At 46.9% G+C, this 15,474-nt stretch carries 11 protein-coding genes; 9 read left to right on the plus strand and 2 right to left on the minus strand.

Features of this window, described 5'->3' with window-relative positions; translation table 11 throughout:
• The first annotated feature begins 137 nt into the window (after nucleotides 1-137).
• Together MASE_RS08235 and MASE_RS08240 are read left to right on the plus strand one after the other, a co-directional pair.
• A complete protein-coding gene (locus tag MASE_RS08235; RefSeq protein WP_014949275.1) occupies nucleotides 138-1,802 on the plus strand; it encodes a S41 family peptidase in 1,665 nt (554 codons plus the stop codon).
• Nucleotides 1,802-2,221 carry a hypothetical protein gene (locus MASE_RS08240; RefSeq protein ID WP_014949276.1) on the plus strand — a complete coding sequence of 140 codons (420 nt, stop codon included), beginning with the start codon at nucleotides 1,802-1,804 and terminating at the stop codon, nucleotides 2,219-2,221. Before MASE_RS08235 ends, MASE_RS08240 begins: the two co-directional genes overlap by 1 nt.
• A gap of 91 nt (nucleotides 2,222-2,312) precedes the next feature.
• Here MASE_RS08240 and MASE_RS08245 read toward each other — a convergent pair whose 3' ends face one another.
• Nucleotides 2,313-4,655: a YgiQ family radical SAM protein gene (locus tag MASE_RS08245; RefSeq protein WP_080589180.1), complete on the minus strand. Its 2,343-nt coding sequence runs from the start codon at nucleotides 4,653-4,655 to the stop codon at nucleotides 2,313-2,315.
• Between the two features lie 254 nt (nucleotides 4,656-4,909).
• On the opposite strand from MASE_RS08245, the gene MASE_RS08250 reads away from it, so the two are divergent.
• Nucleotides 4,910-5,374, plus strand: a complete 465-nt coding sequence (locus MASE_RS08250; protein ID WP_014949278.1) for an EVE domain-containing protein — start codon at nucleotides 4,910-4,912, stop codon at nucleotides 5,372-5,374.
• A gap of 125 nt (nucleotides 5,375-5,499) precedes the next feature.
• Here the strand turns inward: MASE_RS08250 and MASE_RS08255 are convergent, their stop codons facing one another.
• Nucleotides 5,500-5,910 (minus strand): hypothetical protein, encoded by a 411-nt coding sequence (locus MASE_RS08255; protein ID WP_014949279.1) that lies wholly within the window; start codon nucleotides 5,908-5,910, stop codon nucleotides 5,500-5,502.
• Nucleotides 5,911-6,077: 167 nt separating this feature from the next.
• Between MASE_RS08255 and MASE_RS08260 the strand changes: the two genes are divergently transcribed.
• From MASE_RS08260 to MASE_RS08285, 6 genes are read left to right on the plus strand one after another with little or no spacing between them, the layout of a single operon-like run.
• Nucleotides 6,078-8,417, plus strand: coding sequence for a TonB-dependent receptor (locus MASE_RS08260; protein ID WP_014949280.1), 2,340 nt, complete (start codon nucleotides 6,078-6,080; stop codon nucleotides 8,415-8,417).
• A 15-nt stretch (nucleotides 8,418-8,432) separates the two neighbouring features.
• A complete protein-coding gene (locus MASE_RS08265; RefSeq protein ID WP_014949281.1) occupies nucleotides 8,433-10,586 on the plus strand; it encodes an FAD-dependent oxidoreductase in 2,154 nt (717 codons plus the stop codon).
• 5 nt (nucleotides 10,587-10,591) lie between these two features.
• Complete coding sequence (locus MASE_RS08270; RefSeq protein ID WP_014949282.1) at nucleotides 10,592-11,581, plus strand: DUF547 domain-containing protein; 990 nt, start codon at nucleotides 10,592-10,594, stop codon at nucleotides 11,579-11,581.
• Entirely contained in the window at nucleotides 11,568-12,956 is a 1,389-nt protein-coding gene (locus MASE_RS08275; RefSeq protein ID WP_014949283.1) for an ABC transporter substrate-binding protein, read from the plus strand. Before MASE_RS08270 ends, MASE_RS08275 begins: the two co-directional genes overlap by 14 nt.
• The gene (locus MASE_RS08280; protein ID WP_014949284.1) at nucleotides 12,956-14,755 is read left to right on the plus strand and encodes an ABC transporter permease; all 1,800 of its coding nucleotides are present in this window, start codon (nucleotides 12,956-12,958) and stop codon (nucleotides 14,753-14,755) included. The genes MASE_RS08275 and MASE_RS08280 overlap by 1 nt, the downstream gene beginning before the upstream one ends.
• A gap of 54 nt (nucleotides 14,756-14,809) precedes the next feature.
• Complete coding sequence (locus tag MASE_RS08285; RefSeq protein WP_014949285.1) at nucleotides 14,810-15,439, plus strand: ATP-binding cassette domain-containing protein; 630 nt, start codon at nucleotides 14,810-14,812, stop codon at nucleotides 15,437-15,439.
• Nucleotides 15,440-15,474 lie beyond the last annotated feature (35 nt).

The following is a 15,474-nucleotide window of genomic DNA, read 5'->3' on the forward strand; positions in this document are numbered from 1 at the left end:
TTTCGAAACATTTTAAACTTTTGTTATGTAGTTACGCTTAGAAGGATATGTCACTATCGGCTATGCTAATAAAAGTTGTTTTTAGCACAAGTTTAATAGTTTTGGGCTAGCCGTTTTAAAAGGATATTTTCTAAATCATGAAAGCGTATACGTATTCTTCTGTTGCACTTGCAGTCACGATTTCTCTTCTAGCTGGATGTGGAGGCGGCTCTGGCTCGTCTAATACCCCTCCTGTGGTGACAACGCCTACCACGCCAACGACACCTGTAACAACAGAGCCAGAATGGGAAGCGGGGGTGTATGAACCGCAATCTCAATATCTAGCGAAATGTGAGACTCCTAGAAGCGGTATTGATCCTTTTACTAATAGGGCATACCCAGATACACAAGGTACCGCCATGGATGAAAAGCTGTGGCTACGTACTTGGACTAATGACACTTACTTGTGGTACGACGAAGTAGATGACAATGACCCTGCAAATTTCTCAGTGTTGGGATATTTTGATCAGCTTAAAACCAATGAGCTAACGCCAAGCGGTACGCCAAAAGATAACTTCCACTTTTCACAGGACACTGCCGAATATAACGAACTGTCTCAATCGGGGATTTCATCGGGCTATGGGTTTGATTGGGAATTTGGTTCAACAACCGTGCCGAGAGTACTGACAGTGCGATTCACTGAGCCGGGTTCACCTGCAGCTACTGCTGGCGTGCCTCGCGGTGCAACCCTTTCGCGTATAAACGGCGTCGACTTTGTCAATGACAACACGCAGCAGGGCGTCAATGCGATTAATGCTGCTCTGTTTCCGGAAGACGCAGGTACGGTTACAAGCTTTGAGTTTGTGCAGGTTGATGGTTCAACTCTCTCAGTAGACATCACCTCCGGCGATATCAGCGTAACGCCGGTTCAAAACGCAAAGGTACTCGATACCGAAAACGGCAAAACGGGCTACTTCCAATTCAATACCTTTATCGTTACCGCGCAAGAAGGATTAATTGATGCGTTCGATATGTTTGTTGAAGAAAATGTGACCGAGCTCGTTATTGACCTTCGCTACAACGGCGGAGGACGTTTGGCGCTAGCTTCACAGCTTTCCTATATGATAGCGGGTCCGAACCAAACCAATAACGCAACCTTTGAAACATTGCGTTTTAACGATAAAAACCCAAACACCAACCCTGTCACCGGAGAGACTATTCGTCCAACACCGTTTTACCGCAATGTTATTGACTATAACGCAGGGCAACTTACCGACACGCTTCTGCCTAGCCTTTCGCTGACGAAGGTTTACGTTTTAGCAACGGGTGCAACATGTTCAGCAAGTGAAGCGGTAATGAATGCACTTCGTGGTATTGATGTAGAAGTAGTGCAAATTGGCTCTACTACTTGTGGTAAGCCGTATGGGTTCTACCCAACAGACAATTGCGGTGAGACCTACTTTACTATCCAGTTCCAAGGGGTGAATAACAAAGGGTTTGGTGATTATGCTGATGGTTTCATGCCTACCACCACGCCTAATTTCGATTTTGAGTTGCCGGGGTGTGAAGTTGAAGATGACTTTACCGCAAGCTTGGGTGATCCAAATGAAGGGATGCTGTCAGCTGCATTGGAATATGCTGCTACAGGCTCATGTCCCGAAGTTGTCACGTCAAACGGCGTGGCGGATGTCAAAGCACTGCGCAGTAACCAAAGTGCGTTAGGGGGCGAAAAGCTCATTCCTATCGACAAGCCTGAACAACGCAAAGAGAACTTTATTTTACACAACAAAATAAATCAGCCTGTTATTCAGGAGCGCAAGTAATGTCGCTTCCTAATAAAAAAGCAAAACTGCTAAAAGGAAGACTGCTAGCTGCACCTCTCGCCATACTTTTGCTCTCGGCGAGCGGATGCGCGACAACGCAGGAGGCTGAGTTACACGAGGCAGTAACCAAATCCATCAGTGTGAGTCAAAAGCAAGCTATTGAAAGTAGGATCAGCAACTGGTTTGGTGGTCTAAACATAACGATAGCCGAGGATGCATTCAGTCAAACCGCTAGCATTACGATTGAGCGTAAAGCAAAGGTTGATAGTAGGGGATTACCTATTGACGGAAGGCACGACAACCCTGTTTATAGTTTTACTTTGCTAAGTGATGGTGAACAGTGCGTGTTGCGTAACGACCAAAGTGGGGAACTTACCAAGCTTGAAAATGTGACCTGTTATATAGTGGACGAGGCATAAGTCGAGGTAAATCGACGAAAGCGCAATGTCATCGTTGACAATAGGCCTTAAAAAAACGCCCAGAGTTTACAAGCTCCGGGCGTTTTTGTTTCTATCGTTTGTGCATACTTGGCTGCTTTTGCGTACGGCCGCGGCTGTTGCCACTACTATTATTTCCTTTCGAAGCGTTGCCTCTATTCTTATTCCCGCCGGTGTCGTTACGCTGCTGTGCTGTGTTTCCATGACCTTGTTTGTTAGCGTTGGAATTACGTCGGCTCTTATTTACGCCGTTACCGCCTTTGCTGCTCTTGCCCTGAAAGGTAGGAGGAAGCCCAGTATGTTTGGTCAGTGCGCGTTCACCACGACGGCCTTTTTGCGCTTTTTGGCGTTTTTCATCTGCTGTTTCTGGCGGAACAAGGTGCTGAGGACCACGGCCTATCAAATCTTCGCGCCCCATACGTTTAAGTGCTTCACGAATTTGCGCAAAGTTTTTCGGGTCGTGATAACGCAGCATCGCCTTGTGTAATCGACGGTGAATTTCACCTTTTGCAGAAGGCACCTCTTCACTGTCTTTAGTGACTTTGCGAAGGGAATTTACCTCGGTATGGTACATGGTGGTAGCCGTTGCCATTGGCGACGGATAGAAGTTTTGTACCTGATCGAGCTTAAATTTGTTTTCTTTAAGCCAAATCGCAAGGCTTAGCATATCTTCGTCGGTGGTACCCGGGTGCGATGCAATAAAGTAAGGAATAAGGTACTGCTTTTTACCTGCTTCTTGTGAGTACTTATCAAATAGCTCTTTGAAGCGGTAGTAGCTGCCCATGCCCGGTTTCATCATTTTTGAAAGAGGACCATCTTCGGTGTGTTCTGGAGCGATCTTTAAGTAGCCGCCTACGTGGTGAAGGGCCAGCTCTTTCACGTATTCCGGGTCTTCTACTGCTAGGTCGTAACGTACGCCTGAAGCAATCAATATCTTTTTAATTCCAGGTAACTCACGAGCACGGCGGTATAAGTCGATAGTTGGCTTATGGTCCGTATCCATGTGCGCACAAATGCTAGGGTACACACAAGACGGGCGACGACATGTAGCTTCTGCTTTAGGGCTCTTACAGCGCAGGCGATACATGTTCGCCGTCGGGCCGCCTAAGTCTGAAATAACACCAGTGAAGCCCGGTACCGTATCGCGTATTTGCTCAATTTCTCGAATAATAGAGTCTTCAGAACGGCTTTGAATAATACGCCCTTCGTGTTCAGTAATAGAGCAGAAGGTACAGCCGCCGTAGCATCCGCGCATAATATTAATACTGAAGCGGATCATATCGTATGCGGGGATTTTAGCATCGCCATAGACAGGGTGAGGCACACGCTGATAGGGTAAATCAAATACCGCGTCCATCTCTTCGGTTTCAAGCGGCATGGCCGGTGGGTTAATCCAAATGTGTCTGTCGCCGTGGCGCTGCATTAGCGCACGCGCACAACCAGGATTGGTTTCTTGGTGCAAAATACGCGACGTATGTGCGTATAACACCTTGTTGTCTTTCACCGTCTCGTACGCAGGTAGCTTAACGTACACGTTTTCCCAAGGCTTACGCTTTTCTTTCTCTTTTTGCGCAGGCTGAATCACAATGGGGGCGGCTTCTGGCGCTTCACTGCTTTTGGCGTCTTTATCCTGCGAATCGCACTCGGGCTCCATCTGGTAGGGGCTTGGAATGGCGTCTATCTTGCCCGGCCTGTCTAGAGAGGTCGAGTCAACACCTTGCCACTCTGGTAAGGCTTCTTTAACGATAATCGCAGTACCGCGAATGTCTCGCAAATCGGCAATATCTTCACCTGCCGCTAAGCGATGAGTGACTTCAACAAGAGGACGTTCGGCGTTACCGAAAAAGAGCATGTCCGCTTTAGAATCGAACAGTACAGAGCGGCGTACTTTTTCACTCCAATAGTCGTAGTGCGCAATGCGACGTAAGCTGGCTTCTATGCCACCAACAATAACAGGCACACCTTTAAACGCTTCACGGCAGCGCTGTGAATACACGGTAACCGCACGATCAGGGCGCTTGCCACCTACATTGCCTGGCGTGTAAGCGTCATCGTGACGAAGCTTTTTGTCAGACGTGTAACGGTTGATCATAGAGTCCATATTGCCGGCTGTTACGCCGAAATACAGGTTGGGTTTACCCAACTTCATGAAATCGTCTTTGCTGGTCCAGTCTGGCTGAGAAATAATACCCACGCGAAAACCATGCGCTTCAAGTACTCGGCCAATCACCGCCATACCAAAACTAGGGTGATCTACATACGCATCGCCCGTTACCAAAATAACGTCACAGCTGTCCCAGCCAAGGGCATCCATTTCTTCCTTCGACATGGGGAGAAACGGCGCAGTACCCAGGCAGTGTGGCCAATATTTAGGGTAAGAAAACAGACCGCGATCGGCCTTAATGGTGGCTTGCATAGTAATCACATCTAGATAAATCAGAGAGTTGCTGAGCTTAAATAAGGCTTTAGCTCAGAATAAGTGCGTAATTATAGCAGTGTTGGCCAAGCTAAGGTATAGCACTGTCATTAAATTAAAGAGCTTTGTATACTCACTTAAAGCAACAAGCTGCAAAGCTAGCCATGAGCGCACTTTTTTATAAGCGCTTCAAATGCCCGCATTTAGCGAATGAAAGGCTTGTCTATTTACAACGAAGAGAATTAACAACGACTATGGCGTATTGGCTATTTAAAACAGAACCTGATGCATTTTCAATCGATGACTTGGCAAGCCGCCCAGAACAAACGGAACCGTGGGACGGCGTAAGAAATTACCAGGCGCGTAACTTTTTACGAGACGGCGTTAAACGGGGTGACAAAGTATTTATCTATCACTCAAGTTGCAAGCTGGTGGGCATTGCAGGTGTTGCTGAAGTGGTAAGAGACGGCTACCCGGACACCACGCAGTTTAACCCTGAATCAAAATATTACGACCCTAAATCAAGTCAGGATAACCCCCGCTGGTATCGCGTTGACGTGAAATTTGTAGAGAAATTTTCAAGCGTTCTGCCGCTTTCAGTGATTAAAACGATGGACGGTATTACTGAACTGCCATTGGTCAAAAAAGGTGGAAGACTGTCAATCATGCCTGTAGAAGAGGCTGAATGGCAGCAACTGTATGCTGCTGCCAAACAGTAAGTTAAATGCTAAAAAGCGTAGCCGTCATATCTTGTTAGCTTGCTAAAGATAAATATAAGGGCTATCGCTATGCGCTAACTTTCTAGCGTGCGGTGTATCTAGCGTGTTTAGCTAACAAATAGCCGCTACTTGCCAATGGCAAATTTAGTATCGGCATCGCGCAATAGGAAAAGTGCAAAGCACGCGCCCCACATTGGCCATGCAGCAAAAAACAGCAGGTGATTAAAGGCATCTACATACTGCGGGAATGAAGACAGGGTAGACCCACCGTGAAGGATAAAAATAAGACCGTAGGTGTATTTTTTCGCAAGTCCCGCTAAGAATGCCAAAACCAGCGCAAGCTGCAGTGCGCCCATAACGTAAACGGCCATTTCAGGCACGCCGCCGATACCATAGAACTTTTCAAAAATGGCCATGCCGTGGGCTGGGTTAACAAACTTATCGAGTGTCCATACGAACATAACGATAAATATTGTTACGCGAAGAGAAAGTAGCGACCATTGTAGTCGGTTTTGAATATCGGTGTTGTTTTGCATACATGCTCCAAAAGTATAATAGTGCAAGCATACTAGAACGACCGTTCAAAATAAAAATTTCAATTAATTTTGTGTTTTTTAATATTTTTTTGAAAATTAAATGTACTGAAATTTTTTGTGACGCGTATCGGTCTTGTCGAACAAGAATTAAAAATACGGATCTGTTAATGAAAAAAGTAATCGGCCTAGCCGTTAGCACACTCGCACTTGCCATCAGTCAATCGCTCTATGCCCAACAAGCGGCAGATATTGAAGTGGTTGAGGTAACCGGAAACCAGCAGAGTTTAGATACGCTAAATCCTGGTGATAACACACTCAAAGGCATTTTCGGTAGCGGTTTAAGTGCAGCTGAGACACCTAGAGCGGTGACGTCACTGTCGGCACAAGCGATAGAGGCACTTAACATTAACGATTTACACGACATCGTAAAAGCGGCGCCCAACGCGTACGCCTCTAGCGGCTTTGGCACGCCAAGCCTGCCCAGTATACGCGGCCAATTAGGTGAGCTTTTTCAAGATGGTATAAGACGTCAAGCAGGCAACAATGGCTTTGGTTTGCCTTTGTCGTTCAATAGCGTTGAGCAAATTGACGTGGTGAAAGGGCCGTCGCCAGTGTTGTTTGGTAGCACGCAGCGCAACGGTGGCTTTGTAAACCTTCAAACAAAGGTTGCGCCTACCACCGAAAGCAAGGGGAAAGTCACCCTTCGCGCCGGGCGCTGGGATCAGTATTCAGCGCAAGTGGATTACGGCACAGCTATAGAAGAAGGTAAAAGTGGTATTCGCTTTAGTGCAGAGTACTTAGACCATGGCAGTTTCTACGATTTTGCCGAGCGCGATAGCACGAACCTGTTTGTAGCCTATCGCTATACGCCAAGCGATGTACTGACGTGGGATATCAGCGCGGAGTATTATGACACAGACTATCCAGACAACGCAGGTATCAACCGCCCAACGCAAGACCTTATCGATAACGGTATTTATATTACTGGGCAAGGCACTCAGCCGAATGGCAGTACAGTACCGGGGGCAGGTGCTATCATTTCTCCTACCGGAGAAGTGGTTATTCCTCGCAACCGCGTATTCACAAATCCTGACGACATTAACGGTGCTGAAACTACGGTTATTCGAAGCAGTGTCGAATACAAAATGACTGATAACGTGGCGCTTCGCAACATTACATATTATCAATATCTTGAACGTGAAGAAATAGCGCAAAATAGCTTTGTTGAGATCATTGACGGGGCTGACACGTTCGAAAACCGCACTGAGCTAGATTATAAGTGGAACGACAGCCAAACCACGACTGTAGGGTTAGCGCTACGTTACAACGACGTGTTGGGCTATAGCCAGTTTACCACTGAGGCCGATAATCCGATTGATTTAACCGGGCCTATCTCAAACCGCGTTATTCCGCTTACCGATGCCCAAAAAGCCCGATTAGTTGAGCTGCGTCCTGGCGTATATGTTTCACCGGGGGCGCAGTACGACGTAGACGGCGATGGTAACGGCGATTTTAATTTATCAGACACCACCGACTCTACCGCATGGCAAACAGGCCTGGCGCTTCAGCAGCGCTCGACGTGGACCGATAAATTTTCAACGATTGCTGGCGTACGTGTTGATTACTATGACGTAGACGCGCGTGACCCACTAGTGCCGATTGGTGTTGAAGCAGCTTCAGATTCGTACAGCGATACATTAACCAGCTACCAGTTAAGTGTAGTGTACAAATTAACGGGTGATGTAAATGTTTACGCGGCGTTTTCAGAAAACGACGCAACATCGAACAGCATGGCGGGTGGCACGGTGTTAGGCGGTAATAACGAGATCAACCCGCTTAACTTTGCTACTGAAAATACGTTATACGAAGTGGGTGTAAAATATGCGCCAAACAGCAGCTGGTATGCAGAGGCCGCTGTGTTTGACCAGACCCGAAGCCTACGTAACCGTGATGGCAGTAACAGTGGTGTGAAAACGCAAGGTTTCGAACTACAAATGTTCTATCAAGCAGACGATGTTTGGATCAATGCCGCGTATAGCTACTTAGACGCGCGTTTTGATGATTCAGCGGCGTTTCAAGGTACGGCGCAGGTTATTGATGCGTTTGATAATAGTCGTCCTGATATTATTGAAGGTACAGGAGTAGGATCACCTTCTTTTGCCGCGTTCCCTGCATCAGACAGTCGCGTTCAGGGGATCCCGCCACAAATTGCTTCTATTAACGCTGGCTGGCAAATTACGGATGACCTGCAAGTGGGGGCAAGTGCGCTCTATACCAAGTCATTCCCACTAGACTTTCTGCAAACGGTGCATATTCGCGACCAATATACGGTTGATGTAAATGCAGACTATCAAGTAACAGATGACCTTCGATTGCGTTTAGATATCATTAATGTGACCGATGAAGAAAACTGGCAGCCGCTGTTTGAAGGTGGGTATTTCGGTGCGACACTTGTCATGCCAAACGTACCTCGTCACGCTCAAGTTACCATGCAATACGCGTTTTAAGCGCTAAGGATATTTATGTTTAAGAAAATAGCGCTTTTAGGGGTTATTGTTGCCGCCATATTTAGCTTTTTTTATTTTGATTTAAATAGCTATCTAACCCTTCAAGGTATGAAGGATTCACTCGATACGTTTCAATCGCAGATTGCTCAAAACCCGGTATTAAGTATAGGTGTGTTCTTTGCCATTTATGTTGCCGTAACTGCACTTTCTTTGCCGGGAGCAGCTATTTTGACCCTGGCAGCAGGGGCTTTGTTTGGCCTGGTTCAAGGCTTAGTTATTGTATCGTTTGCCTCGAGCGTAGGGGCAACGCTGGCGTTCTTAGTTTCACGCTTCATATTGCGCGACACCGTGCGAAATAAGTTTAAAGAAAAGCTTAAAAAGATTGATGAGGGCGTGGAAAAGCAAGGTGCGTTTTACTTATTTACCCTGCGCCTAGTGCCAGTATTCCCGTTCTTCCTAATCAACCTGTTGATGGGGTTAACGTCGCTTAAAACCTGGACATTCTACTGGGTAAGCCAAGTGGGCATGCTTGCGGGCACCGCGGTATATGTAAATGCGGGTACTCAACTTGCGCAAATAGACAGTTTGTCTGGCATTGTCTCGCCTGGGCTTATCTTTTCATTTGTACTTTTAGGCATATTCCCTTGGATAGCTAAAGCTATCGTAGCAGTAGTCAATCGCCGTCGCGTGTACAAAGGCTACAGCAAGCCAAAGAAGTTTGATCGCAACTTAGTGGTTATTGGAGCGGGTGCGGGTGGTTTGGTTACCAGCTATATTGCTGCAGCGGTGAAAGCAAAAGTCACGCTGGTAGAAGCTGGCGAAATGGGGGGCGACTGTCTTAACTACGGCTGCGTACCGAGCAAAGCCATTATAAAAACGGCAAAAGTGGCCAATCAAATGCGCCATGCCGATAGATATGGTTTAGAGCCGGTAACACCCGCTATGTCGTTTAAAAGGGTGATGACACGTGTGCACGAAGTGATTGCGGCAATCGCGCCTAATGACAGTGTAGAGCGTTACACTAGCTTGGGTGTTGATGTTGTAAAAGGCTATGCGAAAATTATCGACCCTTGGACAGTTGAAATAAAAAAGAACGATGGCGGTACCCAAACACTAACCACAAAAAATATTGTGGTTGCTACAGGTGCAGCACCATTTATTCCCGAATTACCAGGCATTGAGCAAAGCGGCTATGTCACCTCTGATACCTTGTGGACCAAGTTTGCTGAACTTGAAGACGCGCCAAAACGTTTAATCGTATTAGGGGGTGGGCCTATTGGTTGTGAGCTCGCCCAAGCCTTTTCACGCCTTGGCAGTGACGTAACGCAAGTTGAGCGTGCCCCGCGTTTAATGGGCCGAGAAGATGCGGATGTGGCGGAGTATGCTGAGTCTGTGCTTAGAGAGAGCGGCGTAAACGTATTGACGTCCCATGATGCGCTTCGCTTTGAACAACAAGACGGTGAAAAAGTACTTGTTGTAGCGAAAGAGGGTGTTGAATCTACTATCGCCTACGACGAAGTCATTGTGGCTGTGGGACGAAAAGCCCGTTTACATGGTTTTGGTCTGGAAGACTTAGGTATTCAATTTGATAGAACAATTGAAGCAGACGAATACTTGCAAACCCTGATGCCTAATATCTTTGCCGCTGGCGATGTAGTAGGGCCTTATCAATTTACCCATGTGGCCGCCCACCAGGCATGGTACGCTGCAGTCAACGCTCTTTTCGGCACGTTTAAGAAATTCAAAGTTGATTATCGCGTTATTCCATGGACAACCTTCATCGAGCCGGAAGTAGCGCGGGTGGGCATTAACGAGCGTGACGCTGCCGAGCAAGACATTGACGTTGAAGTAACGCGATACGAGTTTGCAGAGTTAGATCGTGCTGTTGCGGAGAGTGCCAGAAAAGGGTTTATTAAAGTGCTCACGCCACCGGGTAAAGACAAGATATTGGGCGTCACTATCGTCTCGGAACACGCAGGAGATTTACTGGCTGAGTTTGTTATTGCGATGAAGCACGATCTGGGGTTAAACAAGATCCTTGGCACTATCCACGCTTACCCAACATGGGCTGAAGGCGCAAAGTATGCAGCAGGGAATTGGAAGCGCGCAAACGCGCCTGAAAAATTGCTCAGCTATGTAGAGAAATTCCACACGTGGCGCAGAGGATAGTTAATGTGAAAAAAGCATTAGCGGTGACAAAAGGCTTAGCGGTGAAAAACGCATTGGTGATGGCGAGCGAACAAGTAATGACAAGAGTAATCGCGATGTCCAGACGAATCACTATTAGAAAATTTGGTCGATTGGCAGTAAGCAGCATCATGCTGCTTGCTGCAAGCGTAAGCTTTTCTGCGCTCTCTGATGAAGCGGTGCTAAAGCAATTTAACAGGCTACACGAGCCGTTTAGTGCGTTACTAAGCGAGCATGTGAAAACCATAGACAATGGGGCCAGCACGCAAGTTGATTACTATGGGTTTAAACAAGACAGGGAACGTTTAACTCAGTATTTAAATAGCTTAGTCAAGGTAGAAAAAAGTACCTTTGACGGCTGGAGCAAGGCTGACCAACTGGCATTTCTCATAAATGCTTACAATGCCTACACCGTTGACCTTATTCTTAACGAATACCCTAAGATTGAGTCTATTCGCGATTTAGGCAGCTTTTTCTCGTCGCCATGGAAAAAGGAAATTGCGCCGCTACTTGGTAAAACCCGTACGCTGGATGAAATAGAGCACGAACTTATTCGCGGACAAAATAAAACCACGGAAGGATATAACGAACCTCGAATTCATTTCGCCGTAAACTGTGCCAGTATTGGTTGTCCTGCGCTGCGAGAAGAAGCGTATGTTGGCGCAAGGCTAGATAGCCAGCTTGACGCACAAACCAAGCGTTTTTTAGCCGATACGTCTCGCAACAGAATGGACGGTAACACCTTGAAGCTTTCAAAAATATTCGACTGGTACAGCGAAGATTTTGAAAAAAACACCAATCGGAAAAGTGAAAGTTGGCAAGGCATTAAAAACGTAAACACGGAAAATCTCAGCCAATTTTTGCTGTTATACAAAACTGCATTAAACCTATCGAGTCAGCAGATTTCAGTGCTTGAGCAAGATAACGCAGAGTTAGAATTCTTAGATTACGACTGGGCACTCAATGCCACGCAATAGCGCTTCAGTTAGCACGAAAGCGGCTTGTTTACGCCGCTTTGGCAAGTTTAGTCGCCTCATTAAGGGGCTAGCACTGGCGTCAGCTGTTTTCAGTTCTCAGCTAATCACGGCTTCGCATTCATTTGCGGTACCGTTTGATATTCCCAGTGTTGATGTTTCTGGCAATGAAATACAGAGCCAGCATCAATCGCCAGTACGTGCGTCAACGGTGCTCAAGCGCACCTCAGCGCAATCGCCTAAAGACGACACACAAAGCAAACCTCTGGTACGTTTTCATGCATGGGGGGGAAGCGCTCAAGTGAATGGTTATTTGCAATGGGTAGCGGCGCAAGTTAGCCAGCGTTTTAACATTGAACTGCAGCACGTTAAGCTTGCTGATACCAGTGACGCCGTGTCACGCGTATTAGCAGAAAAAGCGGCCGGTAATCACGATAACGGCAGCGTAGATTTAATATGGATAAATGGCGAAAACTTTGCGGCAATGAAAAAGCATGGCTTGCTCGCTAAAGACTGGGTTAAAGAACTTGATTATTTCGCGCTAACCCGCCCGGAAAAGAACTCTGCCATGGTAACCGACTTTGGCGAACCCACGCTTGGTATGGAAGCACCGTGGGGGAAAGCGTCCATGGTGTTTTATTATCGCAGTGCACATATGAAAGCGCTAGGCACTACGCCTGGGCAAACCATTAATGAACTGCTTCGGTTCTCTCAAAAAGCGCCAGGACGCTTCACCTATCCAGTGCCGAGCGATTATTTAGGCATTAGCTTTATAAAATACGCAGCAATTGCTCTTAACGGCGATAAGCAGTCTTTGTTTTACCAACCCGTTACTGAATCGTCTCTTCAGGCTGTATTGCCCGCGCTTTGGGCTTATTTGGACCAATTGCATCCCACTATGTGGCAGCAAGGGAAGTATATGCTTCGCCAAGCCTCACAACTTCAACGCTTGGTTGGCACAGGTGAGCTAACACTCGCGTTTTCATTTACCGCCGCTGAAATTCCATCAGCCGTAAATCGTTTTGATTTACCCGATGATGTTCGCACCTATGCCATGCAAGACGGTAGCCTTGCTAATGTCCATTTTGTGGGGCTGACCTACAATTCTAAAAACAAAACAGCAGCAAAGACAGTAGTAAATTTTTTGCTTTCGCCAGAAGCACAGGCCGAGAAGCAAAAGCTGGAAGTGTGGGGTGACGATACGGTTCTTGATATCGCATCGCTGACACAAGCACAAGCTATGCTGTTTAAAGACGAGGCTGTGCACAAATCTGCCCTCGACAAATCTCAGTCAGCGGTGCTGTTGGCCGAACCCCATGCAAGCTGGACTGATAAATTGCGCGAAGCCTGGTATAAACGTTACGGGGCACGCTACTAATGTTTACTCACATTACACTTGTTGCACGCTGGTGCTTGCTGCTTTTACTTTGTATTCCCGTATTGGCAGGGCTGGTAGGGGTAATATTTCCTGCGTTAGGTTACTTCCCAGCTATCGGCGCAAACGCCTTTTCAACGCAAGTGTTTGCGACGCTATTCGACCTCCCAGACATTTGGCAAATGATGTGGTTGTCGCTTTTTACGGGCATAGGCTCAACCCTTTTAGCCGTAATAGCAGCGTTTTGTATTCTCGCCACGTTTTACCAATCTTCCCTGCTAGGAAAAATTCAGGGGGTGTTAAGCCCGTTTCTGGTGTTTCCCCACGCGGCTGCGGCCATTTCCCTTTTATTTGTAGTTAGCCCTTCTGGTATATTTGCAGCAACTACCACGCGCTTGAATGCGTATTTTAGTCATGCTTTCACAACCCCCTTTGTTAATGAAATCAGCGAAATGGCATTGCCCGCTGCGAATGATGGAACGCTACTTTATGACGGTCTAGGACTAAGTATACTTATCGCGCTTAGCCTGAAAGAGCTGCCGTTTATTTTGTTAATGACGCTAAGCGTTATGTCTCAGCCGCTGGTGAAAAAGAAACTCACGGGGTATGTAAAGGTGGGGACAGCGTTAGGTTATTCGCCTACTGCGAGCTTTTTTAAACTGGTGCTGCCGACAATTTTTTCCCAGATAAAGTTACCGCTTTTAGCAGTACTAGTTTTCGCCACTTCAAATGTAGAAATTCCACTTATTCTAGGCCCAAATAACCCGAGCACTTTGGCCGTTGCCATTATGCACTGGTTTAATCATATTGATTTGTCCATGCGACTGCTTGCAAGTAGCGCTGCTGTGGTTCAGGTGGCAGTATCAGCGGTGGCGGTAGTATTGTTTTTGGGGATAGAGCGATTAGTGGCATACACCGGTAAGCGCAGCCTTTCAGGTGGCAATCGATATTTTGCAGATACTGCGCTACGCGCATGTGGTTTTACCGTTATGGCAGTTTACATCATCTTGATCTGCGCGGTGGTATACACGGTTGTTGTGTACTCCTTTGCTAAGCAATGGCATTTCCCGCTGTTATTGCCAGAGGGGCTAACACTGCTGCATTGGAATACGGCAACAAGTGCGCTGACAACACCGCTTATTAATACCTTATTACTTGGCGTGCTGGTGAGTACAACTTCATTGGTACTTGTTTTATTTACCCTGGAAAGCGAGCAGTTAAAGCCAGCGCGTGTTGTTGCTTCGAATGCATTTTCTGTCTCTCTATTTTTGCCACTATTGGTACCTGGCGTTGCTTTTCTATATGGTCTGGTCTGGTTCCAGCAGCTTGTTTTTCAAAACGCCGTATGGTTTCACACCTATATAGCGCACATGGTTTATGTTGTGCCTTACGTGTTTTTATCGATGGCTGTGGCGTATAGGAAGTTCGACAACCGATACGCCATGGTGGCGCAGAGCTTGGGCAAAACGCCGTGGCAGGTGTTTTATCATGTTAAGCTGCCTTCGTTGTTCAGCGCCATTATGGTGGCATCGGCGTTGGGGCTGGCAATTAGTTTTAGCCAGTATTTACCTACCTTGCTGGCGTCTGGCGGGACGCTCCCTACTGTTACTACCGAGGCTGTAGCGTCGGTATCGGGGAGCAGTACGCGACTTACTGCGGTGTATGTCATTATTCAAGCGGTAATGCCATTAATTGGCTTTATGATCGCTTGGTACATGCCTGCAGTTGCAACGAGAAGACGAAGTAGGCAAATGCTGGTATCAGATACTCACAGCAATCGTTCTGCAGATCCGGTGCAGTAAATGCGCATGGCTAACACAAAAACAAGAACAAAAACTACAAGGGCGTAATTTATAGTGCTTAGTTTAGAAAACATCGTTATTTATCGCGATGACAAGCCGCTGCTTCAGTTAAGTGCTGAGGTAGCAAAGGGAGAAGTGCTGACCGTTATGGGACCTAGCGGCGCAGGTAAGTCTACTTTACTTCAAGCCATCGCCGGACAGCTTCAGGCCCCCTTTAGCGTTACTGGACAAATTAAAATTAACCACGTGGTGATAAACGAAATCGATGCGCACCTTCGCAAAGTGGGTATTATGTTTCAAGATGCGCTTTTATTTGAACACATGACCGTGGGCGAAAACATTGCGTTCGCTATGCCTGATAAGGCATATAAAAACAAGCAATTGAAACACGACGCCATAAACGCGTTATTAGTGGCCGTCGAACTTGACGGCATCGCTGACCGGACTGTGAATACGCTCTCTGGTGGTCAGCAGGCCAGAGTAAGCCTTATCAGAACGTTAGCTTCTGAGCCTGATGTGGTATTGCTTGACGAGCCGTTCAGCAAACTAGATGTAGCCCTTCGAAGTCAAATTCGCAGCTGGACGTTTTCGCAGCTAAAAGCACGTAATATTCCCGCAGTATTAGTGACACACGATAAAGATGATGCGCTAGCCGCAGGCGGCAACGTCATAGAAATTTTATAGCGGTATTACATAGGTGCTGCCGAAGGTAGTACTGA

Source organism: Alteromonas macleodii ATCC 27126 (assembly GCF_000172635.2).
In the GTDB taxonomy this organism is placed as follows: Bacteria; Pseudomonadota; Gammaproteobacteria; order Enterobacterales; family Alteromonadaceae; genus Alteromonas; species Alteromonas macleodii.